The 23,751-nt window shown below is 59.8% G+C and carries 28 protein-coding genes and 1 riboswitch; of the genes, 16 read left to right on the top strand and 12 right to left on the bottom strand.

The annotated features are described in order from the left end of the window. Window positions 1–80: 80 nt before the first annotated feature. The 4 genes from ACL2XM_RS01680 to ACL2XM_RS01665 all read left to right on the top strand — a co-directional run bounded on the left by ACL2XM_RS01680 (window position 81) and on the right by ACL2XM_RS01665 (window position 4,161). Window positions 81–419: a YegP family protein gene (locus ACL2XM_RS01680; RefSeq protein ID WP_410014055.1), complete on the top strand. Its 339-nt coding sequence runs from the start codon at window positions 81–83 to the stop codon at window positions 417–419. A 155-nt stretch (window positions 420–574) separates the two neighbouring features. Continuing rightward, entirely contained in the window at window positions 575–1,963 is a 1,389-nt protein-coding gene (yegQ, locus tag ACL2XM_RS01675) for a tRNA 5-hydroxyuridine modification protein YegQ (RefSeq protein WP_413732186.1), read from the top strand. Window positions 1,964–2,215: 252 nt separating this feature from the next. Continuing rightward, a complete protein-coding gene (gene yegS, locus ACL2XM_RS01670) occupies window positions 2,216–3,115 on the top strand; it encodes a lipid kinase YegS (RefSeq protein ID WP_410016752.1) in 900 nt (299 codons plus the stop codon). 131 nt (window positions 3,116–3,246) lie between these two features. After that, complete coding sequence (locus tag ACL2XM_RS01665; RefSeq protein WP_413732185.1) at window positions 3,247–4,161, top strand: hypothetical protein; 915 nt, start codon at window positions 3,247–3,249, stop codon at window positions 4,159–4,161. On the opposite strand, the gene thiD is transcribed toward ACL2XM_RS01665, so the two are convergent. The 4 genes from thiD to ACL2XM_RS01645 form a co-directional block, all read right to left on the bottom strand. Further along, on the bottom strand, window positions 4,108–4,911 hold the full coding sequence (gene thiD / locus ACL2XM_RS01660) for a bifunctional hydroxymethylpyrimidine kinase/phosphomethylpyrimidine kinase (RefSeq protein ID WP_410014052.1): 804 nt from the start codon (window positions 4,909–4,911) through the stop codon (window positions 4,108–4,110). The two genes, ACL2XM_RS01665 and thiD, sit on opposite strands and share 54 nt — an antisense overlap. Beyond that, window positions 4,908–5,702: a hydroxyethylthiazole kinase gene (thiM, locus tag ACL2XM_RS01655; RefSeq protein ID WP_413721150.1), complete on the bottom strand. Its 795-nt coding sequence runs from the start codon at window positions 5,700–5,702 to the stop codon at window positions 4,908–4,910. The genes thiD and thiM overlap by 4 nt, the downstream gene beginning before the upstream one ends. A gap of 39 nt (window positions 5,703–5,741) precedes the next feature. Continuing rightward, a riboswitch (TPP riboswitch) is annotated at window positions 5,742–5,842 on the bottom strand. 114 nt (window positions 5,843–5,956) lie between these two features. Continuing rightward, a complete protein-coding gene (locus ACL2XM_RS01650; protein ID WP_410014050.1) occupies window positions 5,957–6,184 on the bottom strand; it encodes a hypothetical protein in 228 nt (75 codons plus the stop codon). A gap of 303 nt (window positions 6,185–6,487) precedes the next feature. Continuing rightward, complete coding sequence (locus ACL2XM_RS01645) at window positions 6,488–7,219, bottom strand: helix-turn-helix transcriptional regulator (RefSeq protein ID WP_413732184.1); 732 nt, start codon at window positions 7,217–7,219, stop codon at window positions 6,488–6,490. A gap of 424 nt (window positions 7,220–7,643) precedes the next feature. Between ACL2XM_RS01645 and ACL2XM_RS01640 the strand changes: the two genes are divergently transcribed. From ACL2XM_RS01640 to ACL2XM_RS01630, 3 genes are all read left to right on the top strand, one after another. Next, on the top strand, window positions 7,644–8,090 hold the full coding sequence (locus ACL2XM_RS01640) for an N-acetyltransferase family protein (RefSeq protein WP_410014048.1): 447 nt from the start codon (window positions 7,644–7,646) through the stop codon (window positions 8,088–8,090). A gap of 202 nt (window positions 8,091–8,292) precedes the next feature. After that, window positions 8,293–9,246, top strand: coding sequence for a quinone oxidoreductase family protein (locus ACL2XM_RS01635; protein ID WP_413732182.1), 954 nt, complete (start codon window positions 8,293–8,295; stop codon window positions 9,244–9,246). A 122-nt stretch (window positions 9,247–9,368) separates the two neighbouring features. Beyond that, window positions 9,369–10,262, top strand: a complete 894-nt coding sequence (locus ACL2XM_RS01630) for an SDR family oxidoreductase (RefSeq protein ID WP_413732180.1) — start codon at window positions 9,369–9,371, stop codon at window positions 10,260–10,262. A 26-nt stretch (window positions 10,263–10,288) separates the two neighbouring features. On the opposite strand, the gene ACL2XM_RS01625 is transcribed toward ACL2XM_RS01630, so the two are convergent. Then, a complete protein-coding gene (locus tag ACL2XM_RS01625) occupies window positions 10,289–10,897 on the bottom strand; it encodes a TetR/AcrR family transcriptional regulator (protein ID WP_410014045.1) in 609 nt (202 codons plus the stop codon). A 115-nt stretch (window positions 10,898–11,012) separates the two neighbouring features. On the opposite strand from ACL2XM_RS01625, the gene ACL2XM_RS01620 reads away from it, so the two are divergent. Then, on the top strand, window positions 11,013–11,408 hold the full coding sequence (locus tag ACL2XM_RS01620) for a hypothetical protein (RefSeq protein ID WP_413721156.1): 396 nt from the start codon (window positions 11,013–11,015) through the stop codon (window positions 11,406–11,408). A 111-nt stretch (window positions 11,409–11,519) separates the two neighbouring features. Here ACL2XM_RS01620 and ACL2XM_RS01615 read toward each other — a convergent pair whose 3' ends face one another. Then, window positions 11,520–12,539 (bottom strand): zinc-dependent alcohol dehydrogenase family protein, encoded by a 1,020-nt coding sequence (locus tag ACL2XM_RS01615; RefSeq protein WP_413727877.1) that lies wholly within the window; start codon window positions 12,537–12,539, stop codon window positions 11,520–11,522. Window positions 12,540–12,693: 154 nt separating this feature from the next. Here ACL2XM_RS01615 and ACL2XM_RS01610 point away from each other — a divergent pair, with 154 nt between their 5' ends. Further along, entirely contained in the window at window positions 12,694–13,608 is a 915-nt protein-coding gene (locus ACL2XM_RS01610; RefSeq protein ID WP_410014042.1) for a LysR family transcriptional regulator, read from the top strand. On the opposite strand, the gene ampC is transcribed toward ACL2XM_RS01610, so the two are convergent. Next, on the bottom strand, window positions 13,605–14,780 hold the full coding sequence (gene ampC, locus ACL2XM_RS01605) for a class C beta-lactamase (RefSeq protein WP_413732178.1): 1,176 nt from the start codon (window positions 14,778–14,780) through the stop codon (window positions 13,605–13,607). The two genes, ACL2XM_RS01610 and ampC, sit on opposite strands and share 4 nt — an antisense overlap. A 285-nt stretch (window positions 14,781–15,065) precedes the next feature. Continuing rightward, window positions 15,066–15,563, bottom strand: coding sequence for a MarR family winged helix-turn-helix transcriptional regulator (locus ACL2XM_RS01600; RefSeq protein ID WP_413728751.1), 498 nt, complete (start codon window positions 15,561–15,563; stop codon window positions 15,066–15,068). Between the two features lie 156 nt (window positions 15,564–15,719). Between ACL2XM_RS01600 and ACL2XM_RS01595 the strand changes: the two genes are divergently transcribed. After that, window positions 15,720–16,658, top strand: coding sequence for an AraC family transcriptional regulator N-terminal domain-containing protein (locus tag ACL2XM_RS01595; RefSeq protein WP_410014040.1), 939 nt, complete (start codon window positions 15,720–15,722; stop codon window positions 16,656–16,658). Window positions 16,659–16,704: 46 nt separating this feature from the next. Here ACL2XM_RS01595 and ACL2XM_RS01590 read toward each other — a convergent pair whose 3' ends face one another. Then, entirely contained in the window at window positions 16,705–17,136 is a 432-nt protein-coding gene (locus ACL2XM_RS01590) for a helix-turn-helix domain-containing protein (protein ID WP_413729665.1), read from the bottom strand. 488 nt (window positions 17,137–17,624) lie between these two features. Between ACL2XM_RS01590 and ACL2XM_RS01585 the strand changes: the two genes are divergently transcribed. Beyond that, window positions 17,625–18,236 (top strand): glutathione S-transferase family protein, encoded by a 612-nt coding sequence (locus tag ACL2XM_RS01585; protein WP_413729663.1) that lies wholly within the window; start codon window positions 17,625–17,627, stop codon window positions 18,234–18,236. Here the strand turns inward: ACL2XM_RS01585 and ACL2XM_RS01580 are convergent. Continuing rightward, window positions 18,233–19,141: a LysR family transcriptional regulator gene (locus ACL2XM_RS01580; RefSeq protein WP_413732176.1), complete on the bottom strand. Its 909-nt coding sequence runs from the start codon at window positions 19,139–19,141 to the stop codon at window positions 18,233–18,235. The genes ACL2XM_RS01585 and ACL2XM_RS01580 overlap by 4 nt on opposite strands. 107 nt (window positions 19,142–19,248) lie before the next feature. On the opposite strand from ACL2XM_RS01580, the gene ACL2XM_RS01575 reads away from it, so the two are divergent. From ACL2XM_RS01575 to ACL2XM_RS01555, 5 genes are all read left to right on the top strand, one after another. Next, window positions 19,249–20,181: an NADP-dependent oxidoreductase gene (locus ACL2XM_RS01575; RefSeq protein ID WP_413729661.1), complete on the top strand. Its 933-nt coding sequence runs from the start codon at window positions 19,249–19,251 to the stop codon at window positions 20,179–20,181. Window positions 20,182–20,236: 55 nt separating this feature from the next. Then, entirely contained in the window at window positions 20,237–21,106 is an 870-nt protein-coding gene (locus ACL2XM_RS01570) for an SDR family oxidoreductase (RefSeq protein ID WP_413729660.1), read from the top strand. After that, window positions 21,015–21,479 carry an ABC-type transport auxiliary lipoprotein family protein gene (locus ACL2XM_RS01565; protein ID WP_413732175.1) on the top strand — a complete coding sequence of 155 codons (465 nt, stop codon included), beginning with the start codon at window positions 21,015–21,017 and terminating at the stop codon, window positions 21,477–21,479. Before ACL2XM_RS01570 ends, ACL2XM_RS01565 begins: the two co-directional genes overlap by 92 nt. An 81-nt stretch (window positions 21,480–21,560) precedes the next feature. Beyond that, window positions 21,561–21,761, top strand: a complete 201-nt coding sequence (locus ACL2XM_RS01560) for a hypothetical protein (protein WP_410014028.1) — start codon at window positions 21,561–21,563, stop codon at window positions 21,759–21,761. A 211-nt stretch (window positions 21,762–21,972) separates the two neighbouring features. Beyond that, window positions 21,973–22,218: a hypothetical protein gene (locus ACL2XM_RS01555; RefSeq protein WP_413729659.1), complete on the top strand. Its 246-nt coding sequence runs from the start codon at window positions 21,973–21,975 to the stop codon at window positions 22,216–22,218. A 481-nt stretch (window positions 22,219–22,699) separates the two neighbouring features. Here ACL2XM_RS01555 and ACL2XM_RS01550 read toward each other — a convergent pair whose 3' ends face one another. Then, on the bottom strand, window positions 22,700–22,834 hold the full coding sequence (locus tag ACL2XM_RS01550) for a hypothetical protein (RefSeq protein ID WP_410014026.1): 135 nt from the start codon (window positions 22,832–22,834) through the stop codon (window positions 22,700–22,702). A gap of 347 nt (window positions 22,835–23,181) precedes the next feature. Continuing rightward, entirely contained in the window at window positions 23,182–23,736 is a 555-nt protein-coding gene (locus ACL2XM_RS01545) for a TetR/AcrR family transcriptional regulator (RefSeq protein WP_413729658.1), read from the bottom strand. Window positions 23,737–23,751: the final 15 nt, after the last annotated feature.

The raw sequence follows: 23,751 nt of genomic DNA, 5'->3' as shown, positions 1-23,751 counted from the left end.
TCAGCCACGGTGACAGCCGCGATCGTCTCCTATACTTCATTTAGCGCGAAGGCGCCGTGCAACGTTGAGGAGGAGCCGACATGGCAACCGTACATTATGAGCTGGAAAAAGTGAAGAACGGGCATTTCATATTTAAATTAAAGGGTAATAACGACGAAATCATTTTATCCAGCGCCACCTTTTGCAGCAAGGCGTCAGCGGAAAATGCCATTCGTTTCGCCCGTTACAATGCCCCCGACGAGAATAACTACGAGCTGAAAAGCAGCCGGGACCGGCATGCGTATTTTATTCTGCGGGGCGGCAATTATCAAATCCTCGGCCAAAGCGGTCCTTACAATTCCGAAACCGCCGCCCGACGAGGCATCAAAGCCGCGATGGAATGCGCCGCCACGAAAGAGATCATGGATTTGACGGCCTGATCCGTTCCGCCGGGGGCGCATCCGGTGTCCCCGTTGCGATGAATTAACCCTGCCTGTTATCGGTTTTTGCTGATCTTTTCCCCGCCAGGGGCTAAAATCCCGTGCTGCACTGCCCCCGCAGGGGCAGCCTGACTTGACATCAGACGAGATTTATCATGTTTACTCCGGAATTACTCTCACCCGCCGGTTCGTTAAAAAATATGCGTTACGCTTTTGCCTACGGCGCCGACGCGGTCTATGCCGGCCAGCCGCGCTATAGCCTGCGGGTACGCAATAACGAATTCAATCACGAAAACCTGTCCGCGGGCATTCAGGAAGCCCATAGCCTGGGTAAGAAATTCTATGTGGTGGTGAATATCGCCCCGCACAACGCCAAGCTGAAAACCTTTATCCGCGATCTCACGCCGGTGGTCGAGATGGGTCCCGACGCGCTGATCATGTCCGATCCCGGCCTGATTATGCTGGTGCGCCAGGCGTTTCCGGCCATGCCCATCCATCTGTCGGTCCAGGCCAACGCGGTAAACTGGGCAACGGTAAAATTCTGGCAGCAGGCCGGACTGACCCGGGTGATCCTTTCCCGGGAACTGTCGCTGGAGGAGATTGCGGAAATCCGGGCGCAGGTACCGGAAATCGAGCTGGAAGTGTTTGTCCACGGCGCCCTGTGCATGGCCTATTCCGGCCGCTGCCTGCTGTCGGGATACCTCAATAAGCGCGACCCCAACCAGGGCGCCTGCACCAATGCCTGTCGCTGGGAATATAACGTGCAGGAGGGCAAGGAAGACGAGGTAGGCAATATCGTTCATCAGCATGAGCCGATCGCCGTTACCCAGGTTGAGCCGACGCTCGGCATTGGCGCGCCGACCGGCAAGGTGTTCATGCTGGAAGAGGCCCAGCGCCCCGGCGAATATATGAGCGCGTTCGAGGATGAACACGGCACCTATATCATGAATTCAAAGGATCTGCGCGCCGTCGCGCACGTGGAACGCCTGACGGCGATGGGCGTGCATTCCCTGAAAATAGAAGGCCGCACCAAATCTTTTTATTATTGCGCGCGCACCGCCCAGGTCTATCGCCGGGCGATTGACGACGCCGTGGCCGGCAAGCCGTTTGACGCCTCCCTGCTCAAAACGCTTGAGGGCCTGGCGCACCGGGGTTATACCGAAGGCTTCCTGCGCCGCCATGTCCATGAGGATCAGCAGAATTACGATTACGGTTATTCTGTTTCAGACCGCCAGCAGTTCGTCGGCGAATTTACCGGCGCCCGGCGCGACGGGCTGGCCGAAGTGGACGTGAAAAACAAATTCTCCCGCGGCGACAGCGTGGAACTGATGACCCCACAAGGCAATATCAGCTTTACCCTGGAACGCATCGTCACCGGCAAAGGCGCCGACGCCGACGTGGCGCCGGGCAACGGCCATAGGGTCTACCTGCCGATCCCGGAGGCTATCGACGTGCGCTTCGCCATATTGTTGCGAAACCTGCCGGGCACCACCACGCGTAATCCGCACGGCAGCGTCGCGGCGGCGGACAGCACCGCGGGCTGATCGTTCAACGAAATTCAGCATTGGTCATCCGGAAATTAGAATTGGGTCACAATACGTACCGGGGGCAAAGCGTATAATGCGCTTGCTGAATCAAAATGCAAAACAATGACCCAGCCTCACCAGGAACCACCTCTTTCGCCAGCTCATCCTCCCTTGAGCTGGCTTTTTATTTGGCGAAAAGCCCCTTCATGACGCATTATCATTTCTGTATGAAAACCCCTACTTCAAGGAAAGGCATTGATGCAATCAGCCATGGCAACCACTCCCGCCTCACTGCTTATCGTGAACGGCAAAAGCGCGGGTAACGAAGAGCTCAGACTGGCGGTGGAGCAGCAACGCGAAGCCGGTTTTCCGCTGCACGTGCGCGTTACCTGGGAGCATGGAGACGCGCAGCGCTACGTCGAGGAAGCCGTTCGCCTGCGGGTGGACACGGTCATCGCCGGCGGCGGCGACGGCACCATTAACGAAATCGCCAGCGCCCTGGCGCTGCTGCCGGCGGCGCGCCGCCCTTGCCTGGGTATCCTGCCGCTGGGCACCGCCAACGATTTTGCCCTCAGCTGCGCCATTCCCCAGGAGCTGGATAAAGCGCTGATGCTGGCCATTAACGGCAAGGCGGTGGATATCGACATCGCCCAGGTTAATCACGATCGTTATTTCATCAATATGGCCACCGGCGGCTTCGGCACCCGCATCACCGCCGAGACGCCGGCCAAGCTGAAATCCGCCCTGGGCGGCGCATCCTATTTTATCCATGGTCTGCTGCGCATGGATACCCTGAAAGCCGACAGCTGCGCAATCCGCGGCCCGGGCTTTAACTGGGCGGGCGAGGCGCTGGTTATCGGTATCGGCAACGGCCGCCAGGCCGGCGGCGGGCAGGCGCTTTGCCCGGACGCGCTGATCAACGACGGCCTGCTGCAGCTGCGCGTTTTCGCCTCGGAGGCGCTGCTGCCGATCCTCCTCAACAGCCTGACCAGCGATGAGCAAAACCCCCATGTCATCGCCGCTTCTCTGCCCTGGCTTGAAATCGAGGCGCCGCATGAGGTCACCTTCAACCTCGACGGTGAGCCGCTGAAGGGAAAAAAATTCCTGATTACCATCTTGCCGGCGGCGCTGGCATGCCGTCTGCCGCCCCTTTGTCCGCTGCTGGCCTAGGGGAACCGGCCATGTCGCCGCCAGTGATTTGATCTTACGCACATTTTCGACAGTCCGGGACGACACGCGCAAGAATTTGTATAACAACTTAGGGTAATCTATAGGCTATGTAGCTGTTTCAGGAAGTTATCATGCAAGCATTTTCACCCGCCCTGCCCGCGCCGCAAACGCTTTACTACAGCGCCGGGGAAGCCCATCCCCTGGAGACGCTGACGGAAAAAAGCCTGTGCGACATGGTCGAGGATATGAAAGTCACCCAGAGTGACAAAGAACATTATATTACCGGCTGGATGGGGCCCCACAGCGTGGTGGTTATCCATAACTACCGCGAAAAGCGCGGCACCTCCAACGGTTTTGTGTTGACCAAAGAGAACCAGTACCGGCTCAGCGTGCAATCCATTGAGTTCCGCATCCCAAAATTAATCCTTTGGCTGTCGCTGCGCCGCAATCCGCGCACCATGACGCTGATTACCTACAATACGCTGGGCGATATGGTCAGCCCGCTGATGCAGTTTCGCAATATGACCGATAAGCCGGTCAAGCGCATGCTGGAGCAGGACTGGCAGGCGCTTAACGACTATATCGGCATGGCCTGCTGGCAGTTGGAAAACGGCAATCCGCTGTGGCATCAGCTGCTGCAGACGTTAACGCCCGACCAGCTATCAGGCTTGATCAACGCGCCGGTGTTCAGCGAAAAACGACTGCAAAAAGACGGCGAGTACGAAGGTTTCTGGGCCGGGAATGTCTTTATCGGCCGCTGTCTCGGCCCTTATCCGGCGCTGCAATTATTATGGCGCGATGAAGACAACCAGATGCAGCCGGGGTATATCTATACGGCGGTACCGGAATACCGGGGCGGCACGCCCCTGCCGTCATTGCGCATCCGCCCGCACCGCGGCGAGAACAGTTATTTGCTCAACGCCTTCGACGCCCGGCATCTGCACGACGCCCGCTCGCTGCTTAACTTTGCCCAGGGCATTCTCACCGGAATGTCACCACCACTGGTGGAAATGATGGACCGGCCCGATCCCCTGCCCGACCTGTAGATCATCCGCATGTAGCAGCGCCTGCTGCAGCCAGGCTTTGGCCGCCGCGAGCGTTTGCGCCCAGTCGTCATGCAGCGGACGCAGGGCCGCCAGCGCGGCGGAGAGCGTGCAACCGGTGCCATGGGTATGCCGGGTGTTCACCCTGACGGCGTCGAAACGCCGTTCGTCCGTGGCGGTGATAAGCCAGTCGGGACTGGAGTCGCCATGCAGGTGGCCGCCCTTCATCACCACCGCCTGGCAGCCGTAGGCCAGGAGTTCCCGGCCCTGCCGGCGCATTTCCTCCTCGCTGGCGGCGGCGCGGCAGCCCAGCAGCGCCGCCGCTTCCGGCAAATTAGGGGTGATGATGGACGCCAGCGGCAATAAGACATCCCGCACGGCGCTCACGGCATCCGGCGACAGCAGGAAATCGCCGCTTTTCGCCACCATCACGGTATCGAGCACCACATAGGGTATGGGATATTGCCGCAGTTTTGCCGCCACCGTCCGCACGATGTCCGCCTGCCCGAGCATGCCGATTTTGGCGCTGTCGATACGCAGGTCCCCGAGCACGGAATCCAGCTGGGCGGCGACGAATTCAGCGCTGATAGGATAGATGGACTGCACGCCGCGGGTATTTTGCGCCACCAGCGCGGTGATGACCGTGGCGCCATAGGCGCCAAGCGCCGAGAAGGTTTTTAAATCAGCCTGGATACCGGCGCCGCCGCTGGGATCGGTGCCGGCGATACTGAGCAGGTTATGGCAGCGCTTCATGGTATATCCTCCTCCTGCAGGCCGTACAGCCGGTCGAGGAAGCCGACGGCAAAGCTGCCCGGACCCGCCGCGTCCCGGGCGGTTAACCGCCCGGCCAGCGCCATGATCCTGCAGGCGGCGGCCAGATGCTGCAACCGATCGCCCGGCAGGGCGCAAAACGCCGCCGCCACGGCCGATAAGGCGCAGCCAGTACCGGTGACGCGCGTCATCATGGCGTCGCCGTCGGTCACGGACCAGACCCGATCGCCGTCGGTGATAAAGTCCACCCGGCCGGTAACCGCGACCAGGGTGCCATAGTCCGCGGCCAGCCGGCGGGCAAAAGGCAGGGCGAGGCGGGAGTCGTCGGCGCTGTCCACGCCGCGGCCCAGGGCCGGCTGCCCGGCCAGCGCCAGGATTTCCGAGGCATTGGCGCGAATGGCGGCGGGTTTTAACGGCAATACGCCCCGGGCGAATTCAGTACGGAAGGTTAATGCGCCCACGGCCACCGGATCCAGCACCCATGGCGTGCCGGCCTGATTGGCCGACGTAATGGCGGCCATCATCGCCTCGGCCCGCGGCGCGGTCAGCGTGCCGATATTCACCAGCAGCGCATCGGCCATGGCGGCGAACTGAACCGCCTCACAGGGTTCGATCACCATGGCCGGGGCGGCGCCGACGGCCAGGAGCGCATTGGCGGTAAACGCCTGTACCACGTCATTGGTCATACAATGGACTAATGGCTTGCGCTGGCGCAGCAGGGTAAGGGAAGACGCGGCGGCTAAGCCGGGCAGTTCGGCAGGTTCGGTAATCATAGCGCTCCCAGCCGGCGCTGAGGAAGACGGACCCGGCGGGACAACAGGCCGTGACTTCCCTACGCTGGCATTATCCAGATCAGGTCATACGGGTAAAATCTCAGTCCGGCGCACAGCGGCGGACACCCCGAGTCAAGTGGCATGATTATCCGGCGGGCGGGAGAAAAGATCAATGGTGAGTTTGCCGGCGGAGCCTGGTCCCTCCGCCGGCGTCGATCTCATAAACACAATTATCAGCAGACTTAATAATAAGGCTATGAGCAGGGCCGCTGGGGACTGACCAACATCCGGCCGTAACAAACGTCCCCGCAGAATTGCGCACCCGTGGCGCCGGTGGGCGTCAACCACCACTGCGCACTGTCCCCGGCCCCCTCCAGGCGGGCAAATCCCGCCTCGGCCAGCGCGCTTAACCGCCCGGCCAGCCAGGGATCGTCTTTTATCGGCGGGGAAAAGCGCCAACGGGGCTCAGCATGACAAAACATTGGCTTATTATTCATGAGATCGATTAAAATTATTTTATGGAGATGCTCAGAGGAATATGCCGTTAATGAAAACAAAGCTAATAAATTAAAAAGACAGAATCTAATCATGCCTACCTTCAACAGCCAGAAGAATCACCGGGCAATGATAGCATCAAATTTCTCGCGGCAACGCCTGCATCTTAAACACTATATAAATGATTGCAAATATATTGGCAACGCTGTCCATTTTAAGCCGACAGCATAATAAAACTCCCACAGATGGACAGGGTTGTGATCGCGTTGCGCGAAATGATAAATGGATAGTTAACCAAATAATTTAAGTTCCGTGGCCCGGCTGATGGCATGTTTTGCATTCGTAACGCCTAGCTTATCAATAATATTTCTGATATGAAATTTTACCGTTCCCTCGCGTATTGCCAGGATGGTCGCGACCTCGCCATAGGTTTTTCCGACACTGGCCCAGAATAATACTTCTTTTTCCCGGGGAGACAGCGCCTGGACGTGTGATCTCTCGCCATGGGACGTGGCGTCGGGCAACGTATTTTGCATAAAGTTCAATACCTTATCATGAGTGCTAATCAGCAGCATCTGCAGTCTTTCTTTGTTTTGCTCAATGAAATGATAAAAGTCCTCCTTTCCCTGGCGGTTGCTGATGCTTAATGTAGCCAGGTTGTTATCGCAATCATGCAACGTAAAAGTGTAGCCGCTGTCAAGCCGGTAATATTTTGACAGCCTGAAAAAGCTATGCTCTTGTATTATCGACGGATTATCAGGCCAAAAAAAAGGGGTGAATTTCCGGCAGGCGATGAGCATCACCGGGTCGATTTTTTGATAACCGTAACTGCGGTATTGATTCAGCCAGCCGCTGGGGTAGTCGGATATTATATAGGCTGGGAAGTTATCGCTTTTATTCATCATAAAGTAGGCAAAACAGAACGCGTTGGCGTTCTTGAATATCTGCTGAAGATAAAGTTTGATTTCTATTTTCATCGTTTGGATAAAGAAATCTTGATTATTCTCTAAGGGTTTTTCCATAAAATATGCCTGCCATATTAACTAACACTCATCATTTATTATCCATAAGGGGTAATAAAGAGCAGTTTCAACATGTAATACCGGTGGGATTTTGGATAATATAAGAGGCAGGCTATGGATGCAACCTCTAACAGTTTTATCAATCATTGCGGCGCTAATGACTGCCGCCCAGGGCTTGCGCTACCCTCATACCGGTGTTTAAGACGGTTTATCCTCAGCGGCATCCCGCGTTTATATTAATCTAGTTTAAGCTTCAGCTAGATGCGACCGGATAATAATCGCGATCGCCTGCCGACGGACCGCACCGCGCCGGCACCGCATCCTATACCGCCTGGAAATAATAAGCACAATATTATTTATTCCATCTATAAGTTAAACTTGATACTGAGAAGGTAACAAATCAATAAGTTAACTAAGGTTTCAGATGAAAAAAGAGGATGTGGTTGTCAGGGATTACCGGGAAGCGGATCGTCCTTTTCTGCGTACTCTCTATCTGTCGGCACGCAAGGCCGGCTGGACCTGGCTTGATAACCGGCAGTGGCGGCTGGAGGATTTTGACGGCGCCACGTTCGATGAAAAGATCATCGTCGCCGAAATACAGGGCCATATTGCCGGTTTTGCCTCGCTTTGGCTGCCGGACAGCTTTTTGCATAATTTGTTTGTCGATCCTGCCTGGCAGCGCCGCGGGGTAGCCACCGCGCTGCTGACGGCGTGCTATCCGCTCTGCCGCGGCACCATGGCGCTTAAATGCCTGCAGGAGAATGTGGGCGCGCAGCAATTCTATCTGCGTCACGGCTGGACGATTATCTCATCCGGCGTTTCCGAGCACGGCAAATATTATCTGATGCACCGCAGGATACGGCAGCAGTAGCCAGGCGCGCCCGCGCCGCGTTTTCGTGGCCGCTGCCCCCGTCTTGGGGTTACAGGACGATGCGCGGGCGTCTGTTGCCGTGACGATTTATTCTTCTGTGCGGCTTTTCCTGGCGACCATGTATGTGCATAATACACATATTATCCATTTGAACCCGGTTGCCATCGGGGATGGCCGGATTCGCGCCCAGGGGTGAAACGGAATGAAAGCAGCGATCGTAACAACGGCGGGCCAGCCCCCCGTCTACGGAGACTTCAGTGAACCAGCGCCCGCGCCGGGCAAAAGCCTGATCCGCGTCAGCGCGTCGTCGCTGAGCCACATCACCAGGAATCGCGCGTCGGGCGCGCATTACAGCGCCGACAGCGCGCTGCCGTTTATTCCCGGCATCGATGGCACCGGCATCACGCAAGACGGCCGGCGCGTCTATTTTCTGTTGCCGGAGCAGCCTTACGGCGCCATGGCCGAGCAATGCCTGGTGGACGCGGGCCATTGCATCGCCCTGCCGGACGACCTGGACGAGGTTTCCGCCGCCGCCATGGCCATACCGGGCATGTCGTCATGGGCGGCCCTGGTGGAACGCGCCCGGCTGCGCGGGGGTGAAACGGTGCTGATTAACGGCGCCGCGGGCACGTCCGGCCGCCTGGCAATCCAGATTGCCCGGCATCTCGGCGCCGGGAAAATCATTGCGACGGGACGCCGGACCGCATCGTTCGGCGATCTTCGCCGTCTTGGCGCCGACGTGACGATTCCGCTGGTCCAGGATTTGAACGCCCAGGAGCAGGCCTTTACGCACGAATTTCGCCAGGGCGTCGATATCGTGCTGGATTATTTATGGGGGGTTAGCGCGCAAACGCTGGCTATAGCCGCCGCCAAGGCCGGTCCTGAGGGCGTGCCGATTCGTTTTGTGCAAATCGGCTCGTTAAGCGGGGCCGATATCATCCTGCCGGGGGCGGCGTTGCGGTCGTCCGCATTGCAGCTGATGGGCAGCGGCATCGGCAGCGTGCCGTTTCCGCGCATGCTGGCGGCCATCCAGGGCGTGCTGGCGGCGGCCCCGGAGGCCGGTTTTGCCATCGCGGCGCAATCCATGCCGCTGGCGGAGGTCGCGCGGGCCTGGGCCGCTGATAACGACGGCGCGCGCATCGTATTGCGGCCCTGAAAGCCCGTTCAGGGTCATTGCCGAACCTGTTAGTCGATATACCCGTATAACGTCACTACTTTACCCCTACGGCCGGATAGCCGATAGTAGCTCTTCGCCCATACCTCTCTGGAGAAGCTATCATGCGTGTCTTTGTTACCGGCGCTACGGGGTTTATCGGCTCCGCCATTGTCAGGGAACTGATCGCCGCCGGCCATCAGGTGCTCGGTCTCGCCCGCTCGGAGGCCTCCGCCGGGTCGCTTATCGCCGCCGGCGCCCAGGCGCATCGCGGCAGCCTGGAAGATCTGGACAGCCTGCGCGCCGGGGCGTCCCTGTCCGACGGCGTCATTCATACCGCCTTTATCCACGACTTCACCAAAATGAAGGAAAATTGCGCGATAGACCGGCGCGCCATCGAGGCGCTCGGCGCCGCGGTCTCCGGCAGTGGCCGCCCCCTGGTGGTCACCTCCGCCACCGGGTTGATGTCGCTCGGCCGTAGCGCCACCGAGGACGATGTCCCGGCGGCCGGCCCCGACGCGATACCCCGGGTCGCCTCGGATAACGCGGTGGCCGCGCTGGCGGCGCAGGGCGTGCGCGTCTCGCTGATACGCCTGCCGCCTTCGGTCCATGGTGAGGGCGATCATGGCTTTGTGCCGCTGCTGATCGGCATCGCGCGCGAACGGGGCGTTTCAGCGTATGTGGACGAGGGCCTTAATCTTTGGCCCGCCGTGCACCGGCTCGACGCGGCGCGTTTGTTCCGGCTGGTGCTTGAACAAGGCGCTGCGGGCGCCCGCTATCATGCCGTCGCAGAAGAAGGGGTGCCGTTTCGCGCGATCGCCGAGGTTATCGGCCGCCGCCTGGGCCTGCCGGTCGTCGCCAAGACCGCCGGTGAAGCCGCCGCACACTTCGGTTGGTTCGCGCACTTCGCCGCGCTTAACAGCCCGGCCCTGAGCCGGCAGACCCGCGAACAGCTGGGCTGGCGGCCGGAGCAGCCTGGACTGATTGCCGATCTCGACCACCCACGCTATTTTTCCTGACCGGCACGGCGGTTTTCGGCCGGTGATCAGGAAGAAGCCGGTATGTTTTGGGCTTCGCCGGCGAGCAGATGGCGCCTGGCGCTCGCCATAATCTCATCCGAGAGCGCCTGCCCTTTTGTGGCCCGGGCCAGCACCAGCGCCCCGACCAGGGTGGCCATCTCAGCCAGTGCGGCTTCCCGCGCAGCGCCGGCATCGCCCTCTTCCCGCCCATCGGCAAGCAGGGCAATCAGTTTTTCCAGCCCCTGGAGAAACGCCAGGCGCACGGGCTTGTCTTGCGGCTCACGGGCGACATCGGTGGCCAAGGCGGCCAGCGGACACCCCGTTGCCACCGCCGTCAGATTCTGCGGCGCGAGATATGCCTCAATCAGCGCGGCGTGCGCCGCGGCGGGGTCCCCGGTCCCGTCCATGCGCGCATGCCAGCGCTCAACCGAATCCCCGAAGGCCTTGGCGCAGGCAATGGCGGCCAGTTCATCCTTCGACGCAAAATGCCCGTAGAACCCGCCATGCGTCAAGCCCACCGCGCCCATCAGATCGGCGACGCTGACGCGCAGGCCCTGTTCACGGAACAAACGTGACGAGGCGTCTACAATGGCGACGCGGTTGCGTTCGGTTTCGGCTCTTGATACCCGCGGCATGGCAACTCCCACTATGGCATATACATTATCAGCATCATCTATTATAGCCCTGGCAGCTATCCGGCGCTACACTGTTTGCCCCTGCCCGCGTGTTTCACTGTGAAGGAGAGAGCCCATGCCTTATCTGCAACTTGATGTAAACGGCCATTATGCCACGCCGGATAAGCAGCGCCTGGCCGCCAAACTCTGCGCCACCTATGCCGATATGATGTCCGTCGATATCCGGCGTATCAGCATCGCCATCCGGGAATTGGGCGCAGGCGGCGTCTGGCGTATTACGGCGGCCGATAGCGCGCCGGAGCCGGTTTCGGTGCTGATGCTGGACATCCGCAAAGGCCGGTCGGCCGACCAGCGCATGGCGGTGGCCAAGGCGCTTTGCGCGCACTGTGTCGAAATACTGGGACTGCGCGCGGATCGGCTCAACGTCGAGTTTACCCAGCATGACGGCGACGAGATGTATCACCCGCAGCTGGGCGGCTACAGCCCGGATTGGGAGCCAGGCCAACGCTAGGCGGCAGACAATTTGTCAACGCTATTGCGCAGCGCCCGCGCAAAGACGCGCCAGAACGCCTGGGGATATTGCGGCGAAGGCTTTCCGCAAGCTGGCGCCGTTGGCCGGGCGCTACATTTCCATAACGATCTTGCCGAAAGCGCCGCGGTCGAGATGATCGAGCGCCGCGGCAAGATCAGCCAGCGGATAGCGGGTATCGATCACCGGTTTCAGGCCCGTCCGGTCGACGGCCCGGACCAGATCCTCCAGCGCGCGGCGATGGCCGGTGCCTATACCCTGGATGCTGACATCCTTAAGCATCAGCGGCATGGCCTGAGCCGACACCTCGAACCCCTCCAGCGCGCCAATCTGATAGATGCGCCCGCCGACAGCCGCCGTCTGGACGGCCTTGCCGAGGTGCGGTCCGCCGACCAGCTCGAGAATATGATCGGCGCCGCGGTCGCCGGTGATGCGCAGTACCGCGTCCACCCAATCTGCGTGCCGGCGATCGATGCCATGATCCGCGCCCAGCGCCATGGCGCGCGCCAGCTTGTCGGCGCTGGCGGAGACAATGGCTTCGGCCCCATGCGCCTTGGCGATCTGCAGGCCGAACAGCGCGACGCCGCCCGTTCCCTCTATCAGCACCGTCTCGCCGGCGCGCAGGCGGCCGCGCTCGACAAGCGCGAACCAGGCGGTAAGCCCGGCGCAGGGCAATGTACTGGCTTGCGCATCATCCAGCGTATGCGGCGCCCGCACGAACCAGTCTTCCGGGAACGCCACATAGTCCGCCAGCACGCCGGGATAAAAACCGCCCAGGGTACGATAGGACGGTGTGCGGGCGTCACCGCGCCGGACGCCGTCGATCCAACCGGGCGTGAAGGTCGAGATGACGCGCTCGCCGGTGCTGAAGCGGGCGGCATCCGCGCCCGCGGCGATCACCGTTCCTGCGAGATCGGAACCGGGGGTGAAGGGAAACGCGATGGGTAAACCCCGGCCGCTTTCGGTTACCATCTTGTCGCGATAATTGAGCGAGACGGCGGCCACCTTCACCAGGACTTCGCCCCGCCCCGGCGCCGGAATCGGCACCTCACGCAGCGCCAGCCGGTCCCGGCCTATGGCGTCCATCTCCCAACGTCTCATGGTTTTTGTCATCACGTACTCCGTTGCATCTTGGCGGAAAGGGCGTCCCGCGCGATCATCCGCCCGGCAGAGGCCCTTGAGGTTAGGGTCCGCACAGTATCGCATCCTGGATAGTGCATGATAATGCGCTATAATCGGCACAATCTGTTGAATGTGAGGCAACTGTATGAAAGGCGCGGAATTCGCCGAGCTGCTGGCTTTTATGGCCGTCGCGGAAGAAAGAAGCTTCCGTCGCGCCGCCCGGCGGCTGGGCCTGTCGCCCTCCGCCCTCAGCCACACCATCCGCTCGCTTGAGGAGCGCCTGGGCGCCAGGTTGCTTAACCGCACTACCCGCAGCGTGGCGCCAACCCAAGCCGGCAGCGACCTGGCCAATCGCCTGCGCCCCGCGGTCGCCGATATGGAGGGGGCCGTCAGGGACGTCGGCGCCTGCCAGCTACAGCCGCGCGGCGTGGTGCGCGTGAACCTGCCGCGTATTGCCGCCCGCCTGGTGGTGACGCCTGTCCTGGCGGCGTTCCAGGCGCTTTATCCTGACGTATGGCTTGACCTGGTGATTGATGACAGCCTTACCGATGTCGTGGCCAGGGGGTTTGACGCGGGGATCCGTTCGGGGGAGCTGGTGCAGCAGGATATGGTGGCGGTCAGGCTGACGCCGGACCTGAAGATGGCGGTCGTCGGGTCACCCGCCTATTTCGCTGGCCGAACGGCGCCCCTGGCGCCACGGGAGCTGCGCGATCACCGGTGCGTCACCTACCGCTGGCACGAGACCGGCGCGCTGTACCGCTGGAGCTTCCAGGGTCCGGACGGCTCCCTGGCCGTCGACGTCGACAGCGCCATTACCGCCAACGACACGGATCTGCTCCTTGCGGCGGCGCTGCAAGGCGCCGGCCTCGCGTTCCTGCCCGAAAGCTTTGTTGCGCCCTATATTGACCGCGGGGAGCTGATCCATGTATTGGAAGAATGGTGCAAACCCTTTCCGGGCTTTTATCTCTATTATCCCAACAAGCCCCATATGCCGGCGGCGCTCAGGGCGTTCGTCGACTTTATCAAGCTGCCGATCCCCTCGCTTGGCGCGCGGGTTTAGCGCGCCAGGGCGTCCTGCCCGGCTATGTCGTTAAAGATCCGCCATGCCGCCTGGGCGCGCTCAGCATTCGGATAGTTGCGGTTGGCCAGCATCACGATACCCATTTTTTTCTCCGGGATAAAGGCCACATAGGCGCCAAAGCCGTTGGTGGCGCCGGTTTTATTCAGGAAAACGGCCTGATTGGGCGGCGTGGGAGGGGTATGGATTGTTACCGGCTGGATAGCATACGTCATATCATCCGCATTCCCGTCGATAACCGTCTGCAGCGCCACCGGCCAGGGGTATTGCTCCCAAATCATATCCTGGGTGTATTTCGTGGTTGAGAAATAGCCGCGATGGGTTGCGGTCACGGCTTGCTGCACAGGCGATCCCTCGCCATTGCCCAGCATATTGGCGTCGACAAAGCGGATCATATCGGCGGCGGTGGATTTTACGCCATAGGCCTCTTCGCCCAGCAGGCCGGGAGTGACGCGTACCGGCTTATTCTGCTTATCATACCCCCAGGCATAGTTTTTCATCTCCTGTTCCGGCACGGTAATCCAGGTATGGCGCATGTCCAGCCCCGGCAGGATGACGTCCCGCAGCAGATTAACATAGGTTCCTCCCATCGCCCGGGCGGAAATAAGTCCCAGGACGCCGATACTGATATTGGAATAAGAGCGCCCCTGCCCGGCGCCCTGCGCGGAACGCCAGGCGCGCAGGTAGTCCATCAGCTGCGCCTCGCTGGTTACGGCATCGGGAACCTGCAGCGGCAGCCCGCCGCTGGTATGGGTGGCCAAATTGATAAGCGTCAGGTTGCCGAAAGGGGTATCCCGCAAGACGGGCAGGTATTGCCCGACCTTGTCGGATAAGGCCAATTTATTGTGCTGTGCGGCATAGGCGGCCAGCGCCACGTTAAACGTTTTACTCACCGACCCGAGCTCAAACAGGGTATCGGACGTCACTTTTTTTGCCGGTGCCCGTTGCGCCAGCCCGTAGTTATAGAAATAGTGCCTGCCGTCCACCGTAAGGGCCACGGCCATGCCGGGAATCTGGTGCTTTTTCATCATCGGCAGGATGGCGCGATCGACGTCGGCGCGATAGGCATCCGGCGCTGCGTCGGCAGCCCGGGCGCTTAGGGTGATGGCAAGCAGGGACAGGGCGATAAAGGGAAATGGCTTTGTTTTATACATAAAACGCTCATTACGATGGATGATAGGCACTGGTGCAGTCATTAACCTGTATGACGGTTAAAACAGCGTGGGTGCATGCGATGTTGTCTTCGCCAACGGATAACATGATCATCTCCACTGATTCAATATCTGATAAACCGGCCATGATTAGGTCGTATTTGCCCGCCGCGAATCCGCTGCTTAATGTCAAAAATACCCCCGCCGGGTACCGCCGCTCAGCGGCAAAATACGATGCCTACCCTTTATTGCCCGGTAATGCCGATGCCTTAGAAGATAACCCGCGCGCTATGCATCGGCCTGATTGTCGGACGCAGAGCGTTCAAGATCGTGCGCAAACCGGCACGCCAGCCGCACCAGTTCGTCAAATTCCGCCGGGTCCCAATGCGAAAAAATCGCCCGTCCCCTCCGCTCCCGCGCGGCATCCACGGCATCGGTCATTAATTTTCCCTTCGGCGTTACCTCCGCTTCCCGCAGGCGGCGATCGATCATCCCGGGCCGACGCGTCACCAAACCCAGGCTCTCAAGCTTGGCAACCTGGCGGCTGACCGTGGTGTGGTCGCGCCCGACGCGATCGGCAAGGCCCACCACGCCGATGGGCCCGAGACGCTCTATCAATACGAGCAGTGGAAACAAGGCCCGATCGAGCGCAATGCCGGCCTCCCGTACCATGGCTTCATCGTTCTGCGGACGGTTCATCACGCTCACGATCCCCAGCAGCGCCCCGTGCAACGCCCGGAGCTGTTCAGAAATTTGTTTATCCCGCACTCTTTTTCCCGTTGATATAGCCCGATGCCTATTCTGTGCATATTACACAGACAGGATCGGATCGCGATAGCGAATTCAGCGGCTGAGCCATTCCCTTGCCGGAAATTAATCAATCAATCAACCACCACGATTGAGTATACTGACGTCCTACACCATCGCATCAGGAAGGCCGCCATGATTTTTGAACCTGACGAAGCGGATCGCCGCCTGCGCAATGAAACCGAACACATCCGTGCCGGGCTTGCACGCCGGATCACGGCCTTTGTCGGGGACGGCGAGGAACGCGCCACGACTCTGCCCGGCCTGAGCTTTGCACAGGTCAGGGAGCCGAGACCGCCGACGTCCTATCTCTATGAGCCGAGCCTTTCCATGATTATTCGCGGCAGGAAGCGCGTTCAGCTCGGCAATACCACCTACCTCTATGACGAGTCCCGCTTCCTGCTGACCGCGGTCAATCTTCCTACCGTGACCGAGGTGCTGGAGGCCAGCCCCGCGGTCCCCTATGTCTCGTTGCTGATGAGGCTGGATCTTCAGGCGGCGCGGCAAATCATCGCCGACGTGGATACGCACGCATCGAACGCGCCTGTGGCGGGAACGGCCATGGCAACCGGTCCCGCCACCCCTGAGCTTTTCAATGCCGTGACGCGTCTGGTCGATCTGCTCGACAAGCCTCGGGATCTTCCCCATCTGGGTGCGCTTATCCAGCGGGAGATCATCTATCGCATCCTCACCAGTTCGGCGGGGACGCGTTTTCGGGAAACCGTCTTACTCGGTACGCAAAGTCAACGAACCGCCAAGGCGATCGCCTGGCTGCGGGAAAACTATACGCAACCACTGCGCGTCGAGAACCTGGCGGAACTGGCCGCCATGGGCGTCTCCACGCTGCACCATCACTTCCGGGCCATGACCGCGATGAGTCCCTTGCAATATCAAAAGCATCTGCGGCTGCATGAAGCCCGGCGCATTCTCCTGGGAGAAAATATCGATGCCGGCACCGCGGCGATCCGGGTCGGCTACGAAAGCGTCACGCAGTTCAACCGCGAGTACCGGCGCATGTTCGGCGCGCCGCCCATTCGCGACGTCACGTCATTACGGACGGCCAGGGCGAGATGAACCGCGCAGGGCCCGCCCTCCCGTTACTGGCGGGCCAATAGGTAATTTAAAGGCGATAACCGGGGCCTGGGCGCGGGCTGTTTTTTAATGTGAGGACCGGCTGTAAACCATAATCCGTGCGCACGGGTAAACGCCGGTACGCCGAAGGCGTGATATGGAAATTTTTTTTAAACGCCCGGGTCAGGGCCGAATGATCGTCGAATTGGTATTTATGGGCGATGTCCTTGATGGTGATTGCCGACTGGCGCAACTCCTCGGCCGCACGGGTCAACCTTCTTTTGCGGGTGTAGGCGGCAAGGGAATACCCGGTGAGCTTTTTGAACAATCGCTGTAAATACCATTTGCTGTAGCCGGACTTGGCGGAGAGTATCCCCACATTCAGCGGCGCCTCAAGATTGCTTTCAATCCATATCAACAAATCATCCAAAATATTCTCATGGTACATAATGACTCCCAGGTTAAGATCGTTCTTTTCCACCCGGTTCCCTTTACAGGCACGGTAAGGCGGCAAGGTATGTTATGGCTTACCGGCTTACCACCCACTTACTGTCGCGCACCAGAACTCGGGGCGGCGAACGGATGGCACTGAAATACTTGCGGCCATTTCCCCTTTGATTTGCGCCGCGACCGCCTCTGGTGGATGAGCTGAGGCAACGCTTATGCTGCCTGGCCTCAAGTGGCGCGTCGCAATGAATCAGGCGGCAGGCCGCCGAAGCGTAACCGGCCCTTTGGCACCTTTGGCGACGACGAGATGCGGCTGGCCCTGTCATGCTGGATCCATTGCCGCCCCCGTTGTGCCAATCAGCGGACAACCCTACCGGCTAAGCGGCACGTTAAACATGATCCCGTTACCGCGGATAATCCCGGGCAACAACGCGCGATACGTTGGGAGGCCGTGTTACGTTGCCGTAAAGGATCGCAATTCTGTCGGCGTTGACATCAAGCTACAAACAAGAGGTTGGAACAATGTTGCTGTATCAATTTCGCATGGGCACAAACCCGCGGCGCGTCATCATCTATCTCGCGGAGAAAGGGATCGACATCCCACGCTACGAACTCGATTACGCGAACGGCGAGCATCGCTCCGTTCGCTACCTGGGCATCAATCCGTCGGGCAGGGCCCCGACCCTGGTAACCGATACCGGCCTTGCGATCACTGATTCGGCGGCGATCGTCGAATACCTGGAGGAACGCTTTCCGGACAGGCCGATGATAGGTTCCGACCCCCTGTCACGGGCACGCGTGCGCTCGCTTGAAAGGTTGGGCAGCGATCTGGTCGCCCGGGGCCAGTTGTGGCTCTGGAACCAGACCAACGCCTTCCCGGCAAAGGAGCCGGCCCCGTCGCAGGAGACGGCCGATCGCATCTCCCGCTACTTATCGGAACTTCTCGATATCCTGGAGAAAGAAATTGGCGGGAACGCGTTCCTCGCCGGCGATGAACCGACGATTGCCGACTTCACCGTCTTCCCGATTTTTCAAACGGCGCGCGAGAGGTTCAGCCTTCCCTTCGGCGAAGATCATCCGCGGTTGGATGCCTGGTACAGGCGCTTTCGGTTACGCCCGAGCGCAGACTATTAGAGCGGTTGGCGCAAACCATTATCCCCCATGGGCAGGGTAAAGGATCCATGGGGATACTGGTTGCACATGAACTCCACGAAGGCCCGGACTTTGGCGCTCTGCAAACGGCGCGACGTGTGCAGAACCCATAGCTCGACTTCGTCGCCGGCAATCCCCCACATCACCAGTTCGCCCTTTTCCAGCAGGCTCCCGATAATGGACTGCGGCAGCATCGCCGCCCCGGCGCCGGCGGCAATGGCATCCCGCACCATCAGGAGCGAAGACAAACGCAGAACAGGTTGTGGTTCGACGGTGAACTGATCGTTGCGGACCGACCAAATATCGCCGTCGCGATAGGAAGGCATGACGACCGCCGGAACCTGGAAAGGCTTGTCGCGTCGCCCCGTCGGCATCTGAACGGATGGCGCGGCGGCAAGGACCAGCCTGTCCCTGGCAAAGCACCTGCCGACCAATGTGCTGTCCTTGCCCGGATTGATGCGGATGGCGACATCGACATGTTCTTCCACGAGATTGACGAGACGATCCTCCGCCACGGCGTCGATCTGGACGTCGGGATAGAGCACCAGGAACTCAGCGGCAAGCCGCCCCAGCGCCAACTGCGAAAACAGGAGCGGTGCCGCGAGGCGCAGACGGCCCCGCGGCGTCCCGAGGCCGTCCCGTGCCGCCGCCACCGCTTCAACAACCTCGCGCATCGGCCCCTCCGTTCTGCTCAGCAACAGGTGGCCGGCTTCGGTCAACTCCAGGCGCTGCGTACCCCGCTCGATAAGCCTAATGCCCAGCGCTTCTTCGAGATCGGCGACACGGCGCGACAGGGTTGCCTTAGACCGGCCGCTGGCGCGGCTGGCTTTGCCGAAGCCGCCGTGAGCCGCCACCAGCTGAAAATCCTCTAGGGCGTTTAAATTCATGATGTCTCATTTTCAATACAAGTTGTCTATATTTTAGAGTCTTTGTTTTGAATATGAAACCCTTTATTGTTGGGTCATACGCAACCCACACCCTAAAGGAGTTTCTTATGAACCACATTCGTGCACTGGTGCTCAACGAGTACGGCGGCACCGCCGCCGTCGGGATTTCGTCAGTGGTGGCGCCGACGGCAGGCGCAGGCCAGGTGCTGGTCCGCGTCCAGGCCGCCGGCGTCAATGGCCTGGACTGGAAGGTCCGGGAAGGCTATGTCCGGGACGCTTTCCCGCTGCAGTTGCCGACCGTCCTGGGCATCGAACTCGCCGGCGTCGTCGAAGCGGCAGGCCCGGGCGTCACCCGGTTGCGCAAAGGCGATCGCGTCATGGGACCGCTCGGCGGGCTGGGCGCCTACGCCGACCTGGTGGCGGTGAGCGAAGCCAATCTCAGCCCGGTGCCGGACTCGCTGAGCTTCGTCGAAGCGGCGGCGTTGCCCGTCGCGTCGGTGGCGGCGTGGCAAAGCCTGAACTTCGCCGGCCCCATCGGTTCCGGGCAGCGCATCCTGATCCAGGGCGCGGCCGGCGGTCTGGGCGGCTTCGCGGTGCAATACGCACATCAAGCCGGCGCCGTGGTGTACGCCACCGCCTTGGGCAGCCACGCCGACTATGTCCGCGGCCTGGGCGCGAACCAGGTTATTGCCTACGATAAAGAGCAGTTCGAAGCCACGGCAAGCGATATCGACTTGGTGCTCGACTACATCGGAGGCGAGGTGCTGAACCGCTCGTGGTCCGTCCTCGCCGAAGATGGCGTCATCGTCAGCACCGCATCGCCGGCCATACTGGCGAGCACCCCGGCAGGGCGCCGCGGCCTTTGGTTCATGAACACGCCGGATGCCGCACGGCTGCAAGCGATCGCCGAAGATGTGGCGCGTGGACGCTTGCAGTCCAGGATTGGCGCCGTCGTGTCCTTCGGCGAACTGCCCGCGGCTATCGAGCGTAATCGGACGCAGCCACAGGTGGGCAAGACCGTGGTGGATTTCTCCCTGTGAATCCACTGCGCCACGTTGAAATAAACCAACCAACCTAAACCATGGAGACATCATCATGACCATTCTCGTTACCGGCGCTACCGGCACTGTCGGCCGCCAAGTCGTCGAACAGCTCGTGAAGCGCGGCGCCGATGTCCGCGCGTTCGTGCGCGATCCCGCAAAAGCCAACTTCCCGGCCGGCGTCGGCATTGTCCAGGGCGACCTGCTCGACGTCGACGCGCTGCGCGCCGCGTTATCAGGCGTCTCGACGCTGTTCCTGCTCAACGCCGTCGTTGCCGACGAATTCACGCAGGCGCTGATCGCGCTCAACCTCGCCCGCGACGCAGGCATCGAGCGGATCGTCTACCTTTCGGTGATCCACAGCGACCGCTACGCGAACGTGCCGCACTTTGCGGGCAAGTTCGCCGTCGAGCGGATGATCGAGCAGCTTGGCCTGAACGCGACCATCCTGCGCCCCGCCTACTTCATCAACAACGACGTCACCATCAAGGACGTGGTGACCCGCCACGGTATCTACCCGATGCCGATCGGCAGCAAGGGGCTCGCCATGATCGACGCGCGCGACGTCGGCGAGATCGCGGCCATCGAACTCTTGCGCCGCGAGAAGTCCGCCGCGGCGCTCCCGCTTGAGCGGATCAACCTGGTCGGCCCCGAGACGCTGACCGGCCCTGACGTCGCCGCCATCTGGACCGACGTCCTCGGGCGTCCGATCGCCTTCCCCGGCAACGACACCGCGGGGTTCGAGCACAGCCTGCGGCAATTCATGCCGGGCTGGATGGCCTACGACATGCGCCTGATGGGAGAGCGTTTCCTCACCGAAGGCATGCTCCCGGATGCCGGCGACGTCGAACGCCTCACCACGCTGTTGGGACGCCCGCTGCGCTCTTATCGCGCCTTTGCATCCGAAATCGCCGCTGCAGTTTGACAGCGCGATCCGCCTGGCGCTTGGCCGGGAAACACTTAGCCAGCTTGCGCCGCACGCCTGGCCACCCGGGATATGTCCGGGCTGGCCAACCGCACCGACGCCCTGCCGATACTTACCATTCACCTCCAAGCGCCAGTTCGACGTGTGGCCCGGACAGTTTGTTGAATTTGCCGCCGATTGGCGCCTGAGCCGGCTCAGCGGCGATCGGCGCATCGGGCTTACCTGCCACAGCCAATTCACTGAGCTTGCACTGGGCGAAGATGCGACTATGCTAGCGTCGCAACGCCAGGTGATAACGCGGCTGGCGGCGCAGATTGCCACCCAGGCCAGGAACTGGGTTCGTGACAATCGCGACGTTTGCGCCGCGCCATAACCCACGCCTGCGGGCCGCCGCGCAACGTGGCGCCCTGGGGTTATCTGATGATTAAACTGCATAGAGGCAGGAACCCACACTATGAAAAAAATACTATTGCCAGTTTACATCGCGCTGGCTTTTTTACTCAACGGCTGCCTGATGGTGGGCGGACACGACCGGCACCCGGACCGGCGCTATGACGATCGCTACAACCACCACCAAGGCCGGTTAAGCGACCGGGATCGTGAGCATATCCAGGGGCGTGATCGCGATCGCGACAATAGCCCGCGTTATAGATAAAACTTATCCGGCTACCATTGCTAACATCACGTCTATATACACTGACCCTTACCGGATTATCGTGGTCAGCGCAGCGATGCGGGCGCGCTGACCGGGGTAATGCCTGCACGACCAGAGCTTGGGAATCGGGGCGATCGGTGAAGGGAAGCCAGTCCCGCGAGGACCCTGCCCAATCGATTGACCATTGCGACAAGATGACGAGGCTAACCTTATGGCAATGTACGTTTTTTATACCAACGACACGGCATTAAACGTTTACGAAAGTAAGCAGCTGCACGACGCCGAGATAGCAAAAATCACCGCCGACGGGTTTTATAAACTGGACCAGGAAGTTGAAGCATCAACACAAATTGAGGCGATAAAAAAATTGGCCGCGCGACGCAGGGAAGATGCGCAATCCCTGGGTGAATTCACCAAAAATATGTTATTTTCCTCGGTGATAGGATCATTAATCTGATAAAGCAATTGTCACGTTAGTCTCCCCCTCCCGCCTATCCTTTGGTGCGTGCTGTGCCAGTGACATGCGGCTATTATTATAGTAGCCGCATTGCGGTTTTCCTCCCGCGGCTAACCCGACAATCAAAGTGTTCCGCCACGCCGCCGGACTGCGTTGCCGGCAGGCGTTGGTTACAGATGCGTGCCCAAGGAAATACAGCCGGATAACATCAACACTAATGGCGTACAGCTTAGCCAAATGATTCTTTTCATATTCACCCCCCGAGATCGCGATGCTCAATAAACTCGCGCCCGTCCATAGATTAAAATAACGAAACACAGCCGGTTAGGACGAATATCGACAGCATGCATAAAGGTAAAATCAGTCGGTTCATAAAGACTCCAAATGGGTAAACAACTGGGATTATTTAAGGTACGGCTGTAGGTCACGGCTTTTACTGCAAGGCGTTGAGCGGAAACCCTACTAAACCGTACCGTACTGTTTAGTTTTGCATGATCTTTATTTGCCTGTCAATAGAACGATGCGCTATTTTTAATCCACCGCTGCCTGTTTGCTCGTAAGCGTAAGCGATGAGATGATCTTCCCCCTTCTTCACGACAGCATCCATTTCCGCCATGATGGATAAACTTTAATCAGAAGAAAAAGTAAGAGGGATACCCTGTTTGAAATGAAAATTACCGGCATCGATCTGGCTAAAACGACCTTTTATCTCTTCAGTACCCATGCTTATGGAAAACCGGCTGGCAAGATAAAACTTCCGCGTAGCCGTTTACGCTCAGCAACCGCCTATGACTGTTGCTATGGAAGCTTGTGGAGCATCACATCACTGGGCAAGAGAGATACAAAAGCTCGGCCATAAGCGATCTTGCCTCCGGCCCAATATGTCAGGGCTTATCAGCGGCGCCAGAAAAATGTGTCTTGCCGTGTCGCAAAAATCCTAAAATCAGCGACCCAAATGTGGCTTCAACGCACGCCCACCCCATTCAAAAACAGGCTCACCAGATGCGCGATCCGTGCTTTTGGAGAGCTGTCTTTCTCGACAGCGAGTGAGATTGCCGTTGCGATGCACACCAAGTCGTTGAAAGTGACATCAGGCCGAATAGCTCCGCCCCTCTGCGCCAGGTCCAAAAGACGGACCCCTTCCCCACTGGTTGCCAGGCATCCCGGCGTTCCAATCTGGAGAACCGTTCCGAGCAAGGCCGCGAGGCCGCGATAGACCGTAGTGTATTGAACCAGCTCTTCGAGATAGGCCCGCAAGCCGCCCAGTGGGGCAAGCTCTGCGTTTCTGGCACGGCTGGTTTCTGCTAATGCCAGGAAACGAGCGCTGTAGGCCGCCGCCAAAAGATCTTCGCGTGTCGGAAAGCGCCGGTATAGCGTGCCGATTCCTACGCCCGCTCGTTTCGCTACGTCCTCTAATGAGGCGCTCGCGCCTTTCTCAAGAAACACTTCCTCGGCGGCTGCAAGAATACGCTCTCTGTTTCGCTGCGCATCGGCTCTCAATGTGGGTTCATCGGTCAAAGGAATAGTCTCGCT

It is taken from the genome of Sodalis sp. RH20, from assembly GCF_047324205.1.
GTDB lineage: Bacteria > Pseudomonadota > Gammaproteobacteria > Enterobacterales > Enterobacteriaceae > Acerihabitans.
Note: the sequence above shows the minus strand (reverse complement) of the source record. Positions and strands in the feature narration are given on the sequence as shown.

What these genes read in the sequence shown, in the direction of transcription:
- ACL2XM_RS01650 (WP_410014050.1), bottom strand. Translation starts at nt 6,184, where the DNA reads ATGTTTTGTCATGCTGAGCCCCGTTGGCGCTTTTCCCCGCCGATAAAA.
- ACL2XM_RS01610 (WP_410014042.1), top strand. Translation starts at nt 12,694, where the DNA reads ATGAAAGGCGCGGAATTCGCCGAGCTGCTGGCTTTTATGGCCGTCGCG.
- ACL2XM_RS01580 (WP_413732176.1), bottom strand. Translation starts at nt 19,141, where the DNA reads ATGAATTTAAACGCCCTAGAGGATTTTCAGCTGGTGGCGGCTCACGGC.
- ACL2XM_RS01555 (WP_413729659.1), top strand. Translation starts at nt 21,973, where the DNA reads ATGGCAATGTACGTTTTTTATACCAACGACACGGCATTAAACGTTTAC.
- ACL2XM_RS01635 (WP_413732182.1), top strand. Translation starts at nt 8,293, where the DNA reads ATGAAAGCAGCGATCGTAACAACGGCGGGCCAGCCCCCCGTCTACGGA.
- ACL2XM_RS01640 (WP_410014048.1), top strand. Translation starts at nt 7,644, where the DNA reads ATGAAAAAAGAGGATGTGGTTGTCAGGGATTACCGGGAAGCGGATCGT.
- ACL2XM_RS01625 (WP_410014045.1), bottom strand. Translation starts at nt 10,897, where the DNA reads ATGCCGCGGGTATCAAGAGCCGAAACCGAACGCAACCGCGTCGCCATT.
- ACL2XM_RS01645 (WP_413732184.1), bottom strand. Translation starts at nt 7,219, where the DNA reads ATGGAAAAACCCTTAGAGAATAATCAAGATTTCTTTATCCAAACGATG.
- ACL2XM_RS01630 (WP_413732180.1), top strand. Translation starts at nt 9,369, where the DNA reads ATGCGTGTCTTTGTTACCGGCGCTACGGGGTTTATCGGCTCCGCCATT.
- thiM (WP_413721150.1), bottom strand. Translation starts at nt 5,702, where the DNA reads ATGATTACCGAACCTGCCGAACTGCCCGGCTTAGCCGCCGCGTCTTCC.
- ACL2XM_RS01620 (WP_413721156.1), top strand. Translation starts at nt 11,013, where the DNA reads ATGCCTTATCTGCAACTTGATGTAAACGGCCATTATGCCACGCCGGAT.
- ACL2XM_RS01570 (WP_413729660.1), top strand. Translation starts at nt 20,237, where the DNA reads ATGACCATTCTCGTTACCGGCGCTACCGGCACTGTCGGCCGCCAAGTC.
- ACL2XM_RS01665 (WP_413732185.1), top strand. Translation starts at nt 3,247, where the DNA reads ATGCAAGCATTTTCACCCGCCCTGCCCGCGCCGCAAACGCTTTACTAC.
- ACL2XM_RS01550 (WP_410014026.1), bottom strand. Translation starts at nt 22,834, where the DNA reads ATGGCGGAAATGGATGCTGTCGTGAAGAAGGGGGAAGATCATCTCATC.
- ACL2XM_RS01560 (WP_410014028.1), top strand. Translation starts at nt 21,561, where the DNA reads ATGAAAAAAATACTATTGCCAGTTTACATCGCGCTGGCTTTTTTACTC.
- ACL2XM_RS01680 (WP_410014055.1), top strand. Translation starts at nt 81, where the DNA reads ATGGCAACCGTACATTATGAGCTGGAAAAAGTGAAGAACGGGCATTTC.
- ACL2XM_RS01595 (WP_410014040.1), top strand. Translation starts at nt 15,720, where the DNA reads ATGATTTTTGAACCTGACGAAGCGGATCGCCGCCTGCGCAATGAAACC.
- ampC (WP_413732178.1), bottom strand. Translation starts at nt 14,780, where the DNA reads ATGTATAAAACAAAGCCATTTCCCTTTATCGCCCTGTCCCTGCTTGCC.
- ACL2XM_RS01615 (WP_413727877.1), bottom strand. Translation starts at nt 12,539, where the DNA reads ATGACAAAAACCATGAGACGTTGGGAGATGGACGCCATAGGCCGGGAC.
- yegS (WP_410016752.1), top strand. Translation starts at nt 2,216, where the DNA reads ATGGCAACCACTCCCGCCTCACTGCTTATCGTGAACGGCAAAAGCGCG.
- ACL2XM_RS01575 (WP_413729661.1), top strand. Translation starts at nt 19,249, where the DNA reads ATGAACCACATTCGTGCACTGGTGCTCAACGAGTACGGCGGCACCGCC.
- ACL2XM_RS01585 (WP_413729663.1), top strand. Translation starts at nt 17,625, where the DNA reads ATGTTGCTGTATCAATTTCGCATGGGCACAAACCCGCGGCGCGTCATC.
- yegQ (WP_413732186.1), top strand. Translation starts at nt 575, where the DNA reads ATGTTTACTCCGGAATTACTCTCACCCGCCGGTTCGTTAAAAAATATG.
- ACL2XM_RS01565 (WP_413732175.1), top strand. Translation starts at nt 21,015, where the DNA reads ATGCCGGCGACGTCGAACGCCTCACCACGCTGTTGGGACGCCCGCTGC.
- thiD (WP_410014052.1), bottom strand. Translation starts at nt 4,911, where the DNA reads ATGAAGCGCTGCCATAACCTGCTCAGTATCGCCGGCACCGATCCCAGC.